This window comes from Ornithinimicrobium sufpigmenti, from assembly GCF_004322775.1.
Classification (GTDB): Bacteria; Actinomycetota; Actinomycetes; order Actinomycetales; family Dermatophilaceae; genus Ornithinicoccus; species Ornithinicoccus sufpigmenti.
This window is the reverse complement of sequence record NZ_CP036403.1, coordinates 1161995-1180626: the sequence shown is the minus strand read 5'-3', so window position 1 is coordinate 1180626 and position 18632 is coordinate 1161995. Positions and strand designations below refer to the sequence as shown.

21 protein-coding genes are annotated in these 18632 nt (G+C 70.8%); 20 read left to right on the top strand and 1 reads right to left on the bottom strand.

The genetic code is table 11. The features are described from left to right. The first annotated feature begins 23 nt into the window (after positions 1–23). Complete coding sequence (locus ESZ52_RS05425; RefSeq protein WP_131104035.1) at positions 24–1127, top strand: phage minor capsid protein; 1104 nt, start codon at positions 24–26, stop codon at positions 1125–1127. On the opposite strand, the gene ESZ52_RS19160 is transcribed toward ESZ52_RS05425, so the two are convergent. After that, entirely contained in the window at positions 1111–1278 is a 168-nt protein-coding gene (locus ESZ52_RS19160; RefSeq protein ID WP_181010097.1) for a hypothetical protein, read from the bottom strand. The two genes, ESZ52_RS05425 and ESZ52_RS19160, sit on opposite strands and share 17 nt — an antisense overlap. A gap of 53 nt (positions 1279–1331) precedes the next feature. On the opposite strand from ESZ52_RS19160, the gene ESZ52_RS05420 reads away from it, so the two are divergent. The 19 genes from ESZ52_RS05420 (at position 1332) to ESZ52_RS05335 (ending at position 18626) form a co-directional block, all read left to right on the top strand. Further along, positions 1332–2045, top strand: a complete 714-nt coding sequence (locus tag ESZ52_RS05420; RefSeq protein WP_131104034.1) for a hypothetical protein — start codon at positions 1332–1334, stop codon at positions 2043–2045. Between the two features lie 39 nt (positions 2046–2084). After that, complete coding sequence (locus ESZ52_RS05415; RefSeq protein WP_131104033.1) at positions 2085–3038, top strand: major capsid protein; 954 nt, start codon at positions 2085–2087, stop codon at positions 3036–3038. A gap of 57 nt (positions 3039–3095) precedes the next feature. Further along, a complete protein-coding gene (locus ESZ52_RS05410) occupies positions 3096–3281 on the top strand; it encodes a hypothetical protein (protein WP_131104032.1) in 186 nt (61 codons plus the stop codon). Between the two features lie 16 nt (positions 3282–3297). Next, entirely contained in the window at positions 3298–3723 is a 426-nt protein-coding gene (locus ESZ52_RS05405; RefSeq protein WP_131104031.1) for a hypothetical protein, read from the top strand. Next, positions 3720–4022: a hypothetical protein gene (locus ESZ52_RS05400; protein ID WP_131104030.1), complete on the top strand. Its 303-nt coding sequence runs from the start codon at positions 3720–3722 to the stop codon at positions 4020–4022. The genes ESZ52_RS05405 and ESZ52_RS05400 overlap by 4 nt, the downstream gene beginning before the upstream one ends. 210 nt (positions 4023–4232) lie before the next feature. Continuing rightward, positions 4233–4661 (top strand): hypothetical protein, encoded by a 429-nt coding sequence (locus ESZ52_RS05395; RefSeq protein ID WP_131104029.1) that lies wholly within the window; start codon positions 4233–4235, stop codon positions 4659–4661. Between the two features lie 3 nt (positions 4662–4664). Next, on the top strand, positions 4665–5006 hold the full coding sequence (locus tag ESZ52_RS05390) for a hypothetical protein (RefSeq protein ID WP_131104028.1): 342 nt from the start codon (positions 4665–4667) through the stop codon (positions 5004–5006). A gap of 367 nt (positions 5007–5373) precedes the next feature. Further along, positions 5374–5715 carry a Rho termination factor N-terminal domain-containing protein gene (locus tag ESZ52_RS05385; protein ID WP_131104027.1) on the top strand — a complete coding sequence of 114 codons (342 nt, stop codon included), beginning with the start codon at positions 5374–5376 and terminating at the stop codon, positions 5713–5715. After that, a complete protein-coding gene (locus ESZ52_RS05380; protein ID WP_131104026.1) occupies positions 5699–6142 on the top strand; it encodes a minor capsid protein in 444 nt (147 codons plus the stop codon). Before ESZ52_RS05385 ends, ESZ52_RS05380 begins: the two co-directional genes overlap by 17 nt. A 76-nt stretch (positions 6143–6218) precedes the next feature. Next, positions 6219–6689 carry a phage tail tube protein gene (locus tag ESZ52_RS05375; RefSeq protein WP_131104025.1) on the top strand — a complete coding sequence of 157 codons (471 nt, stop codon included), beginning with the start codon at positions 6219–6221 and terminating at the stop codon, positions 6687–6689. 109 nt (positions 6690–6798) lie between these two features. Then, positions 6799–7266 (top strand): DUF7426 family protein, encoded by a 468-nt coding sequence (locus ESZ52_RS19155; protein WP_181010098.1) that lies wholly within the window; start codon positions 6799–6801, stop codon positions 7264–7266. A 210-nt stretch (positions 7267–7476) separates the two neighbouring features. Beyond that, positions 7477–10293: a phage tail tape measure protein gene (locus tag ESZ52_RS05365; RefSeq protein ID WP_131104023.1), complete on the top strand. Its 2817-nt coding sequence runs from the start codon at positions 7477–7479 to the stop codon at positions 10291–10293. A 122-nt stretch (positions 10294–10415) separates the two neighbouring features. Beyond that, complete coding sequence (locus tag ESZ52_RS05360; protein ID WP_131104022.1) at positions 10416–11123, top strand: hypothetical protein; 708 nt, start codon at positions 10416–10418, stop codon at positions 11121–11123. After that, the gene (locus ESZ52_RS05355) at positions 11120–15046 is read left to right on the top strand and encodes a phage tail protein (protein ID WP_131104021.1); all 3927 of its coding nucleotides are present in this window, start codon (positions 11120–11122) and stop codon (positions 15044–15046) included. The genes ESZ52_RS05360 and ESZ52_RS05355 overlap by 4 nt, the downstream gene beginning before the upstream one ends. Then, positions 15043–15210 carry a hypothetical protein gene (locus ESZ52_RS19150; RefSeq protein WP_181010099.1) on the top strand — a complete coding sequence of 56 codons (168 nt, stop codon included), beginning with the start codon at positions 15043–15045 and terminating at the stop codon, positions 15208–15210. The genes ESZ52_RS05355 and ESZ52_RS19150 overlap by 4 nt, the downstream gene beginning before the upstream one ends. Positions 15211–15239: 29 nt before the next feature. Then, the gene (locus ESZ52_RS05350) at positions 15240–16406 is read left to right on the top strand and encodes a hypothetical protein (RefSeq protein ID WP_131104020.1); all 1167 of its coding nucleotides are present in this window, start codon (positions 15240–15242) and stop codon (positions 16404–16406) included. Between the two features lie 75 nt (positions 16407–16481). Further along, positions 16482–16919 carry a hypothetical protein gene (locus ESZ52_RS05345; RefSeq protein ID WP_131104019.1) on the top strand — a complete coding sequence of 146 codons (438 nt, stop codon included), beginning with the start codon at positions 16482–16484 and terminating at the stop codon, positions 16917–16919. Further along, complete coding sequence (locus tag ESZ52_RS05340) at positions 16916–17335, top strand: hypothetical protein (RefSeq protein ID WP_131104018.1); 420 nt, start codon at positions 16916–16918, stop codon at positions 17333–17335. Before ESZ52_RS05345 ends, ESZ52_RS05340 begins: the two co-directional genes overlap by 4 nt. A gap of 46 nt (positions 17336–17381) precedes the next feature. Next, positions 17382–18626: a hypothetical protein gene (locus ESZ52_RS05335; protein WP_131104017.1), complete on the top strand. Its 1245-nt coding sequence runs from the start codon at positions 17382–17384 to the stop codon at positions 18624–18626. The last annotated feature ends 6 nt before the right edge of the window (positions 18627–18632 follow it).

The following is an 18632-nucleotide window of genomic DNA, read 5'->3' as shown; positions in this document are numbered from 1 at the left end:
GACCCCATGAGAGGCCCCCGGCCATGCCCGTCGACCCGTCCTACGGTGAACGCCTAGCCCGACAGGTCTCCGACCTCTTCGCCGCGGCCGAGCTGTCCCTGCTGCGCCGCATCGCCCGCACCCTCGCCGCCGGCATCGACGCACCGACATGGGCTACCGACCGCCTCACCCAGCTCGACCTGCTCCGAGCCCGCATGGCCCGGGAGACGACCGAGCTGACCGAGCAGGCCACCGGGACGCTGCAGCACGTCATCGCCACCGCCTGGACCCGCGGCCAGTCTCTCGCCGTGGCTGACCTCGACGGTCTCGACCTGGACGTCCGCCTCCCGCCGGCACGCATGGCCGGTATCGAGCGGTTGGCGGCCGAGACGTTGACCGTGATCGCGCCGGTCGGTCAGCGGATGCTCCGCTCGGCGCTGGACATCTACACGCAGGTGATCGCCGAGTCGTCCTCTGTGGTGCTGCTCGGATCCGGTACCCGAGTGGACGCCGCGCAGCACGCACTGGACCGGCTCACGACCAAGGGCGTCACGTCTTTCACCGACACCGCCGGGCGGCAGTGGTCGGCACCGACCTACGTGGAGATGGCGACCCGCACCGGCGCAGGCCGGGCCGCGGTGCAGGGTCACGTCGACCAGCTGCAGGCCAACGGACTCGACCTCGTCATGGTGTCCGACAGTCCCCGAGAGTGCGCAGCATGCCGGCCCTGGGAGGGCAAGGTGCTGTCCATCGGCGGCTCGGTGGCCGGTGCGATCGAGGTCGACAACCTGGTCGGCGAGGGCACGGTCACGGTCCGCGTCGCCGGCACGCTCGACGAGGCGCGCGCGGCCGGACTGCAGCACCCGAACTGCCGGCACAGCGTCAGCGCGTACCTGCCTGGTGCGTCACGGCCCGCGACGAACACCCGCGACACCGAGACCCGGTACGCCGAAGAGCAGCAACAGCGCTACCTCGAGCGCGGCATACGGCACTGGAAGCAGCGTGCAGCCACGGCACTCACCCCCGAGGCGGAGAAGCGGGCCAACGTGAAGGTGCGCGAATGGCAGGCACGACAGCGCGCTCACCTGGCCGCCACCGACGGCCTGACCCGCAAGAGCCAGCGCGAACAGATCAGCCGGGCTCGCTGACCTCGCCGTCGATGTAGGCCTGCGCAGTCAGGTCGATCAAGACCCGCTGCTGGGTGCTGATCCGCCACAGGAAGACGGCGATCACTGGCAGCGTCACGACCACCACGCCGGCAGCGACGAGCAGCAGCACAGTCCAGATCGCGAGTTCCACGCCCATCACCCTACCCGCCAGGCGCGGGCCATCACCATGCCCAGGAGGCACCCGTGAAGAGCACCACCCTCAACCTCACCAGCCCGGTCCTGACCGCCATGCACCCCGGCAACCCGCACGGCCTCCGCTTCGCCGACGGCGACGGCGGCGACACCGGGTCCGGCAGCGACGGCACCGACGACGACGGTGACGGCAGCCAGGACGACTCCGGCGATGGTGACGACGCCGACGACAGCAAAGGCGACGACGACAGCCCGTGGGCCGACCCTGACAAGGCCAAGGCCGAGATCGAGCGCCTGCGCCGCGAGAACGCCAAGAAGCGCGTCGACCCCAAGGAGGCGGCCAAGACCGCCCGCGACGAGGTCGTGCAGGAGCTCGGCAAGGCGCTCGGCCTCATCAAGGACGGCGACGACGCCCCCGACCCCACCGAGCTCACGCAGCAGGTGCAGGCCGCGCAGGCCGCCGCGCGCGAGGCCGCCGTCGAGCTGGCCGTCTTCAAGGTCGCCGGCAAGCACCAGGGCGACCCCAACGCCCTCCTCGACTCCCGCACCTTCCTGGCGAAGGTGTCGGCCCTCGACCCCCAGGCCGAGGACTTCACCAGCAAGGTCGACGCCGCCATCAAGGACGCCGTCACCGACAACCCCAAGCTCAAGGCGGCCCCGGTGGCCGGTGCGAGCTCGGCCGACCACGCCGGCGGGTCCGGCGAGGGTCAGACCCGCACCCCCAAGTCGCTCACGGACGCCGTCGCCGGCGCCTATAGCGGCTGACCCTCCACCAACCCACCCCTCCTCACCTAGGAGAAGCACATGCCCGTTTCCCTTGCCCAGGCCCAGCAGAACGCGGTCGACGACGTCGACCTCGCCGTCATCGACGAGTTCCGCACCAACCAGATCATGGACCTGCTCACCTTCGACGACGTGGTCAACCCCGTCGGCGGTGGCGGCACCCTGACCTACGGCTACCGCCGTCTGGCCACCCTCGGCACCGCGGCGTTCCGCGCGATCAACCACGAGTACACGCCGACCGAGGTCACCACGACCAAGCACTCCGTGGACCTCAAGCCCCTCGGCGGGTCCTTCCAGATCGACCGCGTCCTCGGCCGCGTCGGCCCCGCCGCGTCCGGTGAGGTCGCGCTGCAGATGTCCAACAAGATCCGCGCCACCCAGGCCGAGTTCGGCCACGCCGTCATCCACGGCGACAGCTCGGCGGACGAGGACTCCTTCGACGGCCTGTCCAAGGCCCTCGCCGGGTCCACGACCGAGGTCACCGAGACCATCGACTGGTCGGCCGCGATGAACGAGGACGCCTCGTTCGCCGTGCTCGACGCCCTCGACGAGATCCTGGCGCTGCTGGACGGCGAGCCCGGCGCGATCCTCACCAACCGCCGCGCCCTGGCCAAGGTGCGCTCCGCCGCGCGCCGCACGTCGATGTACACCCGCACCCCCGGGCCGCGGGACACCTACGTCGAGTCCTACGGCGGCGCCCGCCTCATCGACGCGGGCAAGCGCGCCGGCACCAACGCCGACGTCATCCCGGTCACCGCGGGCGTCACCGAGCTGTACGCGGTCCGCTTCGGCCTGGACGCCTTCCACGGCGTCTCGATGGCCGGGGCGCCGCTGGTGCAGACGTGGCTGCCGGACTTCACCAAGGCCGGCGCCGTCAAGACCGGTGAGGTCGAGATGGGCCCGGTCGCGGTCGCGCTGAAGAAGACGAAGGCCGCGGCGGTCGCCCGGTCGGTCCGGGTCGCCCCCGCGGGCTGACTCACCTGGCGGGGCGTGGAGTGATCTGCGCCCCGCCCCTGGCGGGCAGGAGGCCCTATGAGCGTCTACGGGATGAACGAGCCCGGCACCTACGTCATCACCACCGACATGGACAACCAGACCACGGTCGAGGCCGACAGTCTCGACTACAACGGCCCGGACGGGTCGCTGCAGGTGTGGAAGGACGGCGCTGTCGTGGCGTCCTTCCGCTGGTGGCAGTCCATCGTCCGCAAGTCCGACTGAGCCCAGGAGGGCCACCATGAAGATCACCAGCCCGATCGAGAAGTACACCGGCCGGTCCGTCATCGGCCCGACTGCCGTGGAGTTCAAGGACGGCGTGGCCGAGGTGGACGAGCTGTCCGCCGGGCAGCGCGCCTACCTGGAGGCCCGCGGCTACACCGTCGAGGACGAGGCCCAGGAGGACGAGGGCCTGTTCGACCCGGCCAGCCACAACCAGGAGCAGGTCGTCGAGTACCTCGAGCGTGACGACATCGACGATGAGGAGCGCGCCCGGGTCGTCGGTGCGGAGGCGGACGGCAAGGCCCGTAAGGGCGTCCGCGAGTGGGCCGAGGCCTACGTCGCCAAGCGCGAGGCGGCCGCCAAGGAGGCCGCGGAGCGTGAGGCCGCCGAGAAGGCCAAGCAGGACGGCCAGGCCGGCGGCGTGGATGGCGGTGACGCCGCATGAGCGTCATGGACCCCCGCGACGTCACCGACGAGCAGATCGGCACGCGCCTGCGCGACGCCGCCGTCGACCCCCGGCCCGGCGACTTCCTCGCCCCGACCAACGCGGGCGAGCCCGGCCAGCTGGGCAACCCGCACGGCCCGACCGTGGTCTCCCCCGAGATCCACGCCTCCCAGGGCGTCCGGCCCATCCGTCCCGGTGCCGTGTCGTCCGACCCGGCCACCCAGGACGCGGACGAGCACGCGCACCTGGCCGACTGGCAGCCGGGCACGGTGCCGCCGGAGCCCGACCCCGAGGGCTGACCCTCCGAAGTCCACCCCGCCCGACCCGGCACCACGGCTGGCCGGGCGGGGTGGCACCCAGAACTCGTGGGGTGGGCGTCAACGTGCGCCGGGCACGCACCTGCGCATCGAAGCCACGCACGAAGGCCGCTTGAGGGGTCCCACGCCCGGTCCTTTCACCCCTTGCAGCAGCGCGCCCTGCGCCCGCCCCACTACCCCTGGAGGTGCACCGTGGCCCTGACCTACGCCACCGAAACCGACGTCGACAACGCCCTGACGAGTGACCAGCAGCTGCCCGACAACGTCGCCCGGCTGCTGACCGTCGCGTCCCGCTGGGTCCGGCACGCCACCCGCACCGCCGTCTACGACACCACCTCCGCCGGCCTGCCCTCCGACGAGGACGTCGCAGCGGCATTCCGTGACGCCACCGTCGAGCAGGTCCTCGTCTGGCACGCCGCCAAGGTGAGCCCCGACGCCGGATCCGTGGGTGTGACGGACAGGGTGGTGACCTCGAAGTCGATGCGGTCCGTGTCGGTCTCCTACGACGCCGCGTCCGCGACCCAGGCCAAGACCGAGGCAGCCACGCTGCTCTGCGACGCGTCGCGGATGATCCTCGCCGACGCCGGCCTGCTCGGCGGACCCGTCACCGCCTGGGGCTGACCCATGGACGAGCTCGAGGACTTCCTCGCCCACACCATCACCGTCCGCACCAAGCTCGGCACCGGCTCCTACGGGCCCATCTACGCCGAACCCGTCACCCTCACCCCCGAGGACGGCACCGGCGTACTCGTCGACGAGGAGACCCGCCTAGTGCGCGCCGCGGACGGTACCGAGGCCGTGTCCTCCACCACCATCGTCGCCCGCGTAGCCCAGGCCGACGCCCTGACCCCGGGCTCCCGCGTCACGCTCCCCAGCGGCGACGAGACGACCATCCTGTCCCGGTCCGTCGCCACTACGCCCGGCCTGGACGACATGCCCGAGCACGTCGAGGCAGCCTGCGAATAGGGGGAGGCCACGATGGCTACTTTCAGGCGCACCCGCCCCACCCGCGACCCCCCGACAGGCCGTCCACGACGGCACCGAACGCGGCGTCTACCTCGCCGCCGAACACCTCAAGGGCGTCGCCCAGCAGTCCGCGCCCGTCGACGAGTCCACCCTGCGCAACAGTGCCGCCGTCACGCACGACGGCACCCAGGCCATCGTCTCCTTCGACACCCCGTACGCCGCTCGTCAGCACGAAGAGCTGACCTGGCACCACCCCCGCGGCGGCGGCGCCAAGTACCTAGAGCGGCCCCATGGTCACCGAGCAGCCCGTCATCCGCGCCATCGTCACCCAGGCGATCCGCACCAACCTCGTCCAGTAGGAGGCATCATGCACGTCCACCACCCCCGCCCCGGCTACACCGGCTCCGCCCGCATCGGCCGCACCACCCTCGCCTTCAAGGACGGCGTCGCGGAGGCGCCCGAGGACCTGACCCGCCGTAGGTGGGAGCGCAACGGCTACCGCGTCACCGAGCAGGCGCAGGGCAACGCCCTGGAGGACCTGACCGTCAAGGAGCTGCGCGAGCTCGCCGCCCAGCGCGGCATCGACTCCCCGACAAAGGTCAAGAAGGCACAGATCATCGAGGCCATCAACGCCGCCGACCTGCCGACCATCGGCCAGGACGAGGTCGTCCCCGAGGTCGAGGGCGAGCCCGGTGGCGACACCGCCTGACCTCACTCGCCGACTCACTGTCGGCCTCGCCGAGCACCTGCACGCCCATTGGCTCGGCACATGGTCCCCCGTCGGCGTCTTCCTCAAGGGCGCCACCGGCATCACCACCAAGGCCGTCCCGCCCCAGCCCGACCGGATCATCGCGCTCACGCCCTACACCGTCGCCGACACGGTCGAAGGTCACCGCGTGCAGGGCATGCAGGTCCGGACCCGAGGTGCCCAGTACGACCCTCTCGACGTGGACGACCTCGACGACGCGATCTACCAACTGCTCCACGGCGCGGAGGGCCTGGTCCTCGGTGGCGTGAAGGTGCACAAGGCCTACCGCGCCAGCCACGGGACGCTCGGCGCCGACGGCGACCACCGCACCGAAGCCAGCGCCAACTACTACCTGCTGCTCGACGCCCCCACCGCGCACACCAGGTAGCCACGAACCCCGGGCAGGACAGCCTCCTGGCCCGGTGACCCCCACAAGGAAACGCCCCACCAGGAGGAAACCCACCATGTCCGTCACCATCCCGGAGATCACCGCCCGCGAGGCCTCCCCCAACAGCACCTGGCGCCTCGCCGTCAAGGGCGCTGAGGAGGGCAGTCGCATCCCCGTCGCCGGCCTCAACTCCTTCGCCCGCACCCGGCCCACCACCACCGCCGACAACTCCGACTTCAACAGCGGGTTCTACGGCTCCGACGTGCCGGTGCAGGCCAAGATCACCGTCACCGCGACCGTGCTGCGCCGCAACGACGGCTCCGCCTACGACGCCGGCCAGGAGGCCCTGCGCATCGCCTCGGAGCAGAGCGACCTGATCGAGGTCTACTACTGGGACACCGCCTTCCCTGAGGCCGAGTCCTACGAGGCGGAGGCCTACGTGCAGTGGGCACCGCAGGGTGGTGTCGGCACGGCGCTGCAGGCGGTCAACATCACCCTGAACGTGCAGGGCGCGGACCGCGAGGTCGCCAACCCCACCGCCCCCTGACCCCGCGGGGGCACCCCAGTCCGGCACCGCCTGGCCCTCGTCACGGGTCGGGCCAGGCGGTGCCACCCCCAGGCCCGTGACCGACCCGTGAGCACCCCAGGAGAGACCCGTGTCCGACACCCTCACCCTGACCGTCAACGGCCAGGACTTCACCATCTACTCGCCCCCCGCCAAGGTCGGCCTCGCCCTGCAGGCGTCCTACGTCATCACCCTCGCCAAGCGCAAGCAGACCGACCCGCCCGCCTACGCGCTGGAACGGGCCGCACGCTACGACACCTTCGACCGCTCCCTCGACGAAGACGCCCTGTCCGGCACCAGCCCCGACGGCGTCACCGCCTGGGACGCCATGCTGGAGGCCGACGTGCCCCTGTCCGAGCTGCGCAAGGCCGCCCGCGCCGCCTACGTGTGGATCGTCACCGGCAGCGACACCGCCGCCCGCGCCGTCATGGACCCCGACACCCCCAGGCAGGAGACCGGGTCGGGAAAAGCCTCGACGACTACGGCCGAGGCAACTACGACCCCGCCACCGGACTCTACGACTGGTACGACATCCCACCCGGAGAGCTCGAGCGCCTGACCGGACGCGCCTCCGTCGCCGAACCAGCCGGCTGGACTGACCTGTTCACCGCATGGGAAGTCGTCGAGGCCGACCTGCACGCCGTCTACGGCATCGACCTCGACGACGACCTGCCCCGGTCCTGGCGCTGGCTGAGGGCCCGCATACGCCGCCTCCTGCTCGACCCGACGACGCCCACTTCGCGCGCCACCACCAGGAGGAGATGAACACGTGTCCTTCGACCTCGGCACCATCCACGGCGGCATCGACTTCGACATCACCGAGTTCGACCGCAAGTACGCCCTCGTCGACCAGATGCTCGACCAGCTCGGCGCCCGCCAGGCACCGATGCTCAAGATCGACGTCGACACCGCACCCGCCGAGTCCGCCGTCGACACCTTCGTCGGGTCCCTGGAAGGCGTGCAGGACGCCACCGTCGACCTCGACGTCGACACCGTCCGTGCCGAGGCATCCCTCGACGCCGTCGAGGGCGAGTTGGAAGACCTCGCCCGCCGCGAGTACGACCCGCAGGTCGACGTCGACATCGAGCGGGCCGAGAAGAAGATCACCGACCACAAGCGCGAGCTCGAGGTGCTCTCGCGCATGGAGCCGACCACGCAGGTCCAGGCTGACGTCGCCAAGGCGGAGAAGAACCTCGCGTCCGCGGAGTCCCGCCTCAAGGCCCTGCAGGGGATGCGCGCCGAGATGGAGGTACTGGCCGACACCGGCCAGGCCGAGGGCGCTATCGACGTCGTCGTCGACAAGGCCGACGCTGCCGGTGACGACGCCGGCGGTCGCATGGGCGACGGCATGGTCATGGGCATCCTCGCCGGCCTCGCCTCGATCCCCATCGCCGGGGCCGTCATCAAGATCGGGCAGGCCATCGGCACCGGCCTGCTCGACGGGATCCGCGACGGCCTCAACGTCGAGCTGCAGCGTGACCTGTTCAGCGCTCGCACCGGACTCGACGAAGCCACCGCTGCCCGGTTCGCCCGCGCCGCCGGCAACGCCTACGCCGACGCCTTCGGGGAGTCGATCGAGGCCAACCTCGACACTGCCCGCAACGCACTGCAGATCGGCCTCATCGACGTCGACGCCACGACCGCCGAGATCCAGCAGATCATCGGCCAGCTCGACTCCCTCGCCACCATCAGCGAGGAAGACTCCGCACGCGTCGCGCAGGCCGTCGACGTCATGCTGTCCGCCGGCATCGTCAAGAGCGCCGACGAAGCCCTCGACGTCCTGACCCGCGGCTTCCAGACCGGCACGAACGCCGCCGAGGACCTGCTCGACACCTTCATCGAGTACCCGGCGCTCATGGAGCGGCTCGGCCTGGACGCCGAGACCGCGCTCGGCATGCTCAACCAGGGGCTGGAGGGCGGCGCCCGCAACGCCGACCTCGTCGCGGACGCCCTCAAGGAATTCCAGATCCGCGCGACCGACGCGAGTGAGGCGTCAGCGGACGGCTTCGAAGCCATCGGCCTCAACGCCGAGAAGATGACCGCGAAGATCGCCCGTGGCGGCGAGGGCGCGGCCGAGGGGCTGCAGCAGGTCCTCGACGGCCTGCGCGACATGGAGGACCCGGTCGAGCGGAATGCCGCCGGTGTCGCTCTCTTCGGCACCCAGTGGGAGGACCTGGGGTCGGCCATCCTCAACCTGGACCCGTCCAAGGCCGTCACTGACCTGGGGCAGGTCGAGGGTGCGCTCGACTCCGCCATGACTGCCCTGGCCGACAACCCGGCCACCGCGGTCGAGTCCGCACAACGCCAGATCGAGCTGGCGGCCGACGGTATCAAGGGCGCGCTCGCGATGGCGTTCTCCGACCCGCTGGAGGACTTCGCCTCCTGGGTCAGCGGCAACCGTGCCGGGGTGATGGAGTTCTTCGGTGGCGTCGCCAACATGGCCTTCGAGGCCGGTGCGGCCGTCGTCGAGTTCGCCGCCTCCGGCCTGGAGGCGTTCGGTGACTTCATCGAGTTCGGCATCGTGCAGGCCATCCTGTCGATGGACCACCTGATCGAGGTCGCCAACGAGCTGGGCCTCATCGACGTCGAGGAAGGGTTCGTCGACGGTCTCGTCGGTGGCCTGCGCGACATCCGCTGGGAGGCCTACCAGGCCGCCGACGGCATGCGCGAGGGCCTGATCGAGAACGGCATCGACCCGGCGCAGGAGGCGTTCAACTCCTTCCTGGAGGACGAGATCGTGTCGGCCCGCGTGCACGACCTCACCAACGCCATGGTGGGCGACATCGAGGGCGTCGGCGCGGCCGTCGAGGACCTGAACGGCCTGGCCCTGGACGACCTGTCCGGCCAGTTCGACACCGGCACCGAGAAGGGTGCGCTGCTGCACGAGCAGCTGCAGACGGCCGTGGGGTCGATGTACGACGCCCAGAACGCCGCCATCGCAGCTGGAGAGGGCCAGGACGCCCTCAACGGCCGCTGGGGCACGGCCTACGGCCTGCTGGTCGACCAGCTGAGGCAGATGGGCTACACCAAGGATGAGGCGTACCGGCTGGCCGAGGCCTACGGGGCCGTGCCGGACTTCGTCGACACCCAGGTCCGGCTAGCCACGCGGGACGCCTACGCCACCCTGCAGGGCTTCCTGAACAGCATCCCGTCGTCGGTGTCTGTCGCGCTACGTGCCGCACCCGGCCCGATCGGTGCATTCGGGTCCATCCTGGGTGCCTTCGGTCGTGCCGACGGTGGCGCGATCGAGATGGCAGACGGCGGTGCCGTCACCGGTCCCGGCGGCCCCCGCGACGACCTCATCCCCGCCATCAACACCGACACCGGCCAGGCCTACCGGCTCTCCAACGGCGAGCACGTCCTCGACGCTGACGACGTGCTCGACCTCGGTGGCCAGGCCGGCGCTTACCAGCTGCGCGCCATGATCCAGGCCGGGATGGTCAAGCCGCTGGAGCAGGGCGTCGGTACGGCGGTCGCGGGTGGACGGCAGGTCACGGTCAACGTCACGAATATCCACCCGATCAGCGAGCCGGAGTCGGTCCACACCGAACGGGCCCTGACCCAGGTAGGAGCGCTGAATCTGTGACCGTCACGAAGCTGCTCAACGGGATCGACCTGCACCAGCCCGCCCGGGGGTGGCGCCTGCAGAAGCCGACGACGTTCAGGCCGGGCGCGTCCAACCGGCGCGTCACCGCCACCCTGCCGGGCGTGCCGGGCGTGACGTCGGCCCGTCGTCGCGTCGTCCCGGACGAGCGCACGGTTGGCCTGTCGTGGCTGCTGCAGGCGACGTCGCAGGGCAGCCTGGAGGCGTCGTGGCGTGACCTGATGGCGCTGCTGCAGTCGGCGCCGCTGACGTACTCGCACGTCGCTGACGGCGTGCGGCATGACGCGCCGGCCGATCTGGTGTCGGTGTCGGAGGTGTCCGGCCGAGACTTCACGGCCGGACGGCAGCTGCGCTTCTCGGCTCTGCTGGCGCTGCCGGGTGTCTACCTGCGCGACACCACCTTCCAGACCCTCGACGTCCCAGCCGGCTCCTCGACTCACACGGTGCTGGCTGGTTCGGCGCCGATCATCGACGCGATGGTGCGGTGGGGTCCGGGACCGATGGCTGGCCCGCCGTACTCGCTGGTGGACACCACGACAGGGACAGGTATCTCGTCAGACTTCCACCTGGAGTTCGCGGGCTGGTCGCTGACCGTCGCTGTGGGTGAGATGCGCTCGTGGACGTCGTCGGTGACGAGTGAAGCGGTGTGGCACGTGACGAACAACAACCGCAACCAGAACATCGACTATCCCGGCCCTGGCCCCCTGCAGTTGTGGCCGGTCGTGCGTGAGTCGGGCGGCAACCTGATCCGCGAGGTCCGTTTGCAAGCCAGCCACCCGTGCACGATCCGCTACAGGAGGAGTTGGCTTTGAGCGATCACCACTCGACGCGCCTCGTGGCGTATGCGCCGAACGGTGGCCGCTTGGGTGTCCTGCCGGTGCCTCTGGCGTGGTCGGCGTCGATCCCGTGGGAGGACCAGGGCGCGGCGTCGCTGACGTATGCCCGCGTCGCTGCCGGTGGTGGCATCCTCGGGCGCACGCTCACGCAGGGGCTCGAGCTCGCCCTGGAGGAGTGGAACGGCACCGCGTGGGTGGAGCCTGACGGTGCCCGGTACGTCGTGCTGGAGCGGTCCAACGACCGCCTCGACGACACCGACACGGTGCAGTTGACCGCACCCGCCTACGGGTGGCTGCTGTCGAAGGTCAAGGAGCGCGCGCCTGCGGAGGGCTTCTACGCGGCGGAGGGCGACAACGCTGGCCGGCGTCAGTTCATCGGGCAGACGGCTGGGTCGGTAGCGATCACGCTGCTGAACGAGTACGCCCAGCGTGGCGGCCCGGTGATCGCGCGTGACTTCACCGCCACCCACGACTCCCTCGGCAAGCCCTGGCCGCCGCTGAACGTGCTCTGGGTGTCCCGTGGTGAGGCGCTCGACGTGACCCTCGGCCGGATGGCCGACGGTGGCGCTGCGGTCCCGTGGTGGACGGGTCGCACCCTGCGCCTCGCGCCGCCTCGTCCGGGCCGTGAGCGTGCCTCCCAGGTGATCCTGCGGGAGCGGACCCACGTCGCGGAGGCCCCGTCGACGGAGACGATCGCTGACCTGATCCAGGCCCACACGCTGCACGGTGGCAACGGCCTGCTCGTGACGGACGTGGACCAGTCCGCGCCGTCGCCGTGGGGCCGCTGGGAGGGCTTCGCGTCCGATGACCGGGTGACGATCGAGGGCTCTGCTCGTGCCCGTAACCAGCGCGAGTTGGCCGACGCTGCCCGTCTGCGTGGACAGTACACGCGCGACCTGACCCCGGCCGTGCCCTACCGTCTCGGCGTCGACGTGCTGCCCGGTGACTGGGTGACTGCACCGACGCACGTCAAGGGCGAGCGGGTCCGCGTCGCTGGCCTGCTGTGGCGTGCGCAGGGCGAGGACGTCACTCGCTCGGTCATCCTGAACGACCGACTGCTCGACGCTGAGCTGCGTCGTCGACGCCGCGCCCGCATGGGTGAGGGCGTCGGCTCCTCCGGCGCCGGGTCCGACGTGCGGCCCGCGCCACCCGGCCAGGACAAGCGCACCCCCGCGCAGGTGACTGGCCTCGTCGTCGGCACCCAGGCGTACATCGACCCCGACGGCGCCGCTCGCGGCCTGATCTTCGCCTCGTGGGCCGCCGTGACGAAGGCTCGCCCCGAAGACGGCGGCGGCGACATGGAGATCGACCGCTACGAGCTGGCGTGGCGCGTCAACGTCCTCGGTGCGCCCTACGTCATCGCCGCGTCCACGTCCGAGACCGAGGTCGAGGCTGGCCCGTTCGACGTCGGCACCACGATCCAGGTCCGGGTCCGCGCCCGCGGCAAGTACGCCACCGCCCCCGGTGTCTGGTCTGAGCCCTACACGCTCACGGTCGCGGCCGACACCACCCCGCCCCCGGTGCCGTCCGACCTGGTGCCGTCGTCGGCGCTGGGCACGGCCCGGTGGGACTGGGACGGCCGCACGCACCTCGACACGCCCATGCCGATCGACTTCGCCTACGCGGACGTCGAGTGGGAAGGCGTGCGTGACGGCGCGACGGTCACCGGCACCAACGTCCTCGGCGGTGCAGGTTTCACCATCGCGCCCGGCCTGGACCGTGGCTCGACCGCCCGCGCCCGTATCCGTGCCGTGGACCGCTCCGGGAACGAGTCCGACTGGACCGGCTGGACCTCAGTCACCATCAAGTCGGTACTGGACGACACCGGCCTCGACGCCATGCTCGGCCAGGTCGGCGACCGCATCGACCACCTGAACAACAACGTCATCCCCGACCTCGTCGACCTCATCCAGCTCGGTGGCGGCGCGTTCACTGGCTCCACCCGGCCCCCGACCGTCGAGGACGGCGAGAACCTTCCCGTCCCCGCCATCTGGACCCAGTACGACGGCAACCGGATCGTCGCCTCCTGGCTGTGGGACGGCACCGCATGGACGCCCCGCGAGCCGCAGATGGTGCACATCGACAGCGGCACCTTCGGTGAGTTCGACGGGCTGCGGTTGCGGGCAGGCACGGTCCTGGCCGACCGGCTCGCCATCGGCACCGGCGGTGAGCTTGTCGTCGACCCGGCGTTTGCCCGCGAGGAGATGCGTACCGAACGCACCGGGAGCACGACGGTGTGGGTGACGTGGGGCGAGCGAGACAACCCCGGCGCCGCTGCCGCGCTGCGCATCAACACGGGCCAACTCACCGGCAACAGCGCCGCCCGACTCACTCCCGGCGTCACCGACCGCGCCCGGGCCATCACGGTCACCCCGAACACCAAGTACCGCCTGCGGGTCTGGCACCGCGGCGAGGTCGGATCGACGATGAGGTGGGTCGGGGTCGTCTATCGACCAGACGGCTCCCGCTACGTCACGGCGATGCCGTGGCAGACGACGGTCTCGGCGACGGGCTGGGTTGAGCACGAGTGGACTACCCCTGCGGACGCTGTCGCTGCTGCTATCGAGATGCAGGTCCAGCCGCACGCGACCCCGACCGCGGTGCTCCAGTTCGAGATGCCGTCGATGCAGTCGATGGTGCGCGGCGTCCTCATCGAGAACGGTGCCGTCACCGGCGACAAGATGTTCTTCGACCAGGCCGCGGTCAACAAACTGGCGGCCGGGTTTGCCCAGTTCGACACGGTCGAGGTCGGGTGGCTCAAGGGTGCATACCTCGAAGCGGACGCGCTGGACTTCAAGACCGCGACCGGCATGCAGATCACGTCCGGCATGTTCCAGACGGAGCCACAGGTCAACCGTGGCGTCAGGATCGACTCCACCGACGGTCTGCGCGCGTGGGACTCCTCCGGCGCGCTGCGGTTCCGGGCGTCCGTCACCGGCGACGTCGAGGTCATCAACGGCACCATCACCGGCTCCCTGATCCGCACCTCCTCCGGCGCCACCCGCGTCCAGATGCAGGATGACCTGCGCGTCATCAAGGACGGCATCATCCGCCTGACGTTCGGGATGAACAGCGACGCGCCGTGGATTCTCTCCCGCGACACCGAGCGCATCCGCGCCGCCTTCGGTGGTGACGACGGACAGCTAGTGTTCTACGACCCCAGCGGCGGGCAGGGCCTGCGCCTGCGGTCGTTCACGTCCGAGACGCACCCGCTGGGGCTGCTACAGGGTCCGGTGTTCGGTGGTGGCAACTCCTCCATCCAGGTCGGCATCACCGACGTCGGTCAGGGCAGCAAACATGCCGTCACGGTCCGCACCCACGGCACTGGCGGCGCGTTCGCCCAGGTCGACGGTCAGGGCGGCTGGTGGCTCGGGTCGTCGACCCGCGGCCGGATCAACATGGACAACGTCTCCGGCGAGATCCTCATCTACCCCCGCGCCGGGCTCCTGTCGCTCTACAACCTGCCGACGACCACGCTCACCGGGCAGCCCATCACCATGATCGTCGGCCAGACCGGGATGCCGTCGATCTACCGCAACACCTCCCTCGCTAAGGACAAGGTCGCCACCCGCGACATCACCGAGTCGCTCGACCCCGCGCTGATCCTCGACGTGCCCGTCCGCGACTGGCTCGACCGCGGCCAGGTGGAGCGCTACCGGGCAGGGACTGTCGCCACCCAGGCCGACGATACGGCGAAGGCGACCGCCATGACCATCCCGCCGCGGCGCGTCCCCGGCGTCATCGCTGAGGAGGTCGAGGCGGCCGGCCTGGCGGAGTTCTGCTCCTACGACGAGGCCGGCAACCTCGTGTCGGTCCAGTACGACCGCCTCGCGCTGCTGCTCATCCCGCTCGTCCGCGACCTGCGCGAGCGAATCACCACCCTGGAGGAGACCCCATGACCGAGTCCCAGCCTGTCGGCGTCGACGCCCAGGACATCGTCGATCGTCTCGCCCGTGAACTGGCGCAGGCGCTGACCCGCGCCGTCATCGCAGAGGCCGCACGTGATGCCCTCGCCGGCCAGTTGGACGAGGCTATGGCGGGCCGCTTGAAGGGCACCGCGTGACCGCCCCCACGAACGTCGGCGCCATCTCGGTGCTGCGCGTCACCGGCCCCGCCATCCCTGGTCGATGGGTCGGCACCGACGGCATGGGCAACGTCGCATGGCTCAACCCGCCACCCGTCGCCGAGGTGGTGGACACCGACGTCGCGGACCTGCTCGCCGACCCCACCAGCGCCACCGCCACCCGCCTCGCCGCGACGTTCCCACAGCGCCGCGCAGCACTGACCATCCGCATCCCCACCGACGCGCCCAACCTGCAGGTAGCGCTCGACAGCCTCAATCCCGCGCACATCGACCGCGGCGCCACCATCGAGGTCCGCTTCGAGGCCGGCCATCGACCGACACGAGGGGCCAGAATCGCAGGCGACTACTCCGCCTTCCGCATCACCTCCACGGACCCCGTCGTCACGGTGGCCGCCACCTTCACCGGCGACTTCCTCCGGTGCGACAACGGCAACGCCCCCCGCCTCGCGTGCCTCGTCGACATGGCCGACCGTGGCGGCGAAGGGTACATGCTCGTCGGCTCCACTGGCCACGTCGAACCACAGTCCGGCATCCGCAACGCCGGCGCCCGCGGCCTGTACGTCGGCTCCGCCTCAACCTGCACCGCCGACTACTCCGAGTTCACCGGCTCCAACAACCGCAACGTGTGGGTCACCCGCGCCTCCGCGCTCGCAGCCGAGTACGCCAACTTCTCCGCCAACAAGGGCGGCGAGAATGCCGTCTACATCTCCCGCGCATCCCAGGCAAACATCGGCTTCGCCACCGTGACCGACGCCTTCCTGAACGCCATCGTGTCCACCCGCTCGATGGTCACGGCCACCGAGGCCGACGTGTCCCGTGCAGGCGGAATCGGCCTCCTGTGCGGCGGCGGCGGTTTCCTCCACGCACAGGGCGCGGTCGCTAACGGCTGTGGCCAGTATGGTGCCGCCGCCTACCACGACAGTGCCGTACTGGTCCGCACGGCCACCATCACCGGCAACGGCCTCGGCGGCGCCCGCTCCCTCGGCGGGTCCAGGATCGACTGTCGCACGGCCATCGTATCCGGCAACGGCAACGCCCGCGACCTGATCGTCATGGAGGGCTCCCAGATCAGCGCCCACGGCGCCACCACCACCCGCGGCACCCCACCCGTCGCGGCAGACACCAACGTGACCGCGCTCAACGCGATCACGTCCGCCGGGATCATCTTCGCCTGACCGTCCCGGAACGTCCGGTTACGAGACACCCCCCCCCCCCGCCCCACCCCCTGACAAGAGAGGCAGGCAATCCCTGTGCCATACCTGACCCTCCCACCGTCCACCCGCCGGCGAGACAGGTGGTTCGCCCACCCCGAGCTCGCCCTGGGACCCGCATGGGTGATCCTGGGCCTCATCGGCGTTCGTGACGCGATCGAGCGCACCCCGCCGTGGCACTCCGCTGTCTTGTCGCTGGCCGTCGTCACCGCACTCGCCGTGTCGGTCGCCGGGGTGCTCCTGGTTGCCTCCGTGTGCAAGCAAGATCCCTTGTCGACCGTGTGGGCGCTGGAGCGGGCCGGGTGGATCACCGGCGCCACCGGGTGGAGCGTCTACTTCCTGGGTGTCGGCTGGCGCTCCGACATCGTGATCGTCCTCGCCCCGGCCATGGTCGCCATCGCCGGCCTGCGCCTGGTCGCACTCGCCCGTACCGAGGCTCACGTCCGGGCGGTCAAGGTCGAGCAGGAGGAGGCGTGAGCATGTGGGCCTCGGTGCTCCTGGGTCTGCTCAGCGGCGGCCTGCTCACCGCCATCCTCGCCTGGGTCCGCGACCTCCGGCAGGCCCCCATCGAGCACCGAGACGCACACGTCGCCGCCGCTGACACCCTGCAGGAGATGTCGCTGCGCGTCGCTGACGCCGCCGACAAGCGCAGCGAACGGACCGAGGAACAGATCGCGCAGCTGCGCACGCTCCACGAGTCGGACTCCGAGCGCATCGCCTGCCTGGAGAGGCACTCCCGCGAGCAGGACCGGGCGATCACCCGACTGCAGCGCACGGTCGGCCGGTGGACCCGGTGGTACGAGGACCTGCGCGACCGGTGGGACGACGTGCGCGTCCACCCGCACCCGCCTGAACCGCCCGACGGCGGCCAACCGGCCGACCCCACCACCTGAGCCCCGCCACCGTGCGGGGCTCTTCGCATCCCCCCAGGAGGACCCCGTGACCATCACCAGACAGCATGCGCACGGCCTGCCGTACGACTCCTACAGCCTCCACGCGCTCCGCGCACTGCCGAGCCTCGACGACGTCCGGCTGTGGGCCGGGCTGGGTCGCCCGGCCGGCACGAACTACGGCGCCAGCCGCAACCCCCGCGGCGCACCGATACGCCTGGCCGTGCAGCACATCGCGGTCGCGGCCGAGATGCGCGACCCGAACCGGCCGGACACCTCGGCCGAATCCGTCACCGCATGGGGCCTCAATCCCACCAACCGCGGCGCCAGCTGGCCGGACTGCACGGACCGCGACTCCTGGGTGCCGTACCTGCCCGCCCACCTGGTCCGCACCTGGACCCAGGGCAAGGCGAACCGGTACGGCCTCGACTGGAACACCATCGCGTGGGGCCAGGAGCAGGGCATCTGGGACCCGAACTGGAACGCCAAGCCGGACTGGTTCGTCAAGGCCCACCTGCGCATGTCCGCGGCCGCGTGGGCGCTCGTCGTCGCGACGTGGAACATCCCGCTCAAGCTCATTCTGAACCAGGCCGAGCTCTACCGGCTCGCGACCGCCCACCCGACCGCCCCGATCGGCTTCAGCGAGCACTGGGTCATCGACCCGGAGATGCGCAACGACGCCGGCCGTTGGCCCCTCGGCGGCAACCGCACCACCTTCCCCTGGGACCTGCAGTTCCAGTACATCCAGGAGGAGCTGGCCATCCGCACGGGGAGCATCCCGGGCACCCCCGATCTGCCGGCCGCACCCTCGGCCGACGTCAAGGCGATCCAGGAGCACCTGAACTTCCTGGGCGCCCACCTGGACGTGGACGGCTACTGGGGCCCGCTGACCCTGGCCGTCGCCCACGACTACGCCGACGTCTACGGCTACCCCGGAGACGTCACTAACCACCGCGCCCTACTCACCCACCTGGAGAGCACCATGCAGAACGTCCTGACCCTCCTGCAGGAGACCAAGGGCCTGGCCGAGGCGATCTACGCCGACCAGACCCAGCACCTGCACAACCGCGTCGTCGGCACCCTACGCAAGAGCAAGTGGCCCGGCGCCGGGAACGCCACCTTCGAGGACATGTTCGGCGCCACGTGGATGCGCGCCGGCAAGGTCGACCCGGTGATGCTCGGCGACGCGGTGAAGGCCGCGCTGGCCGAGATCCCGGGCGGCGCATCGGTCGACGCCGACGCCGTCGCGGAGGCCACCGTCAACAAGATCGCCGCTCGGCTGCAGGAGGACTGACCCACC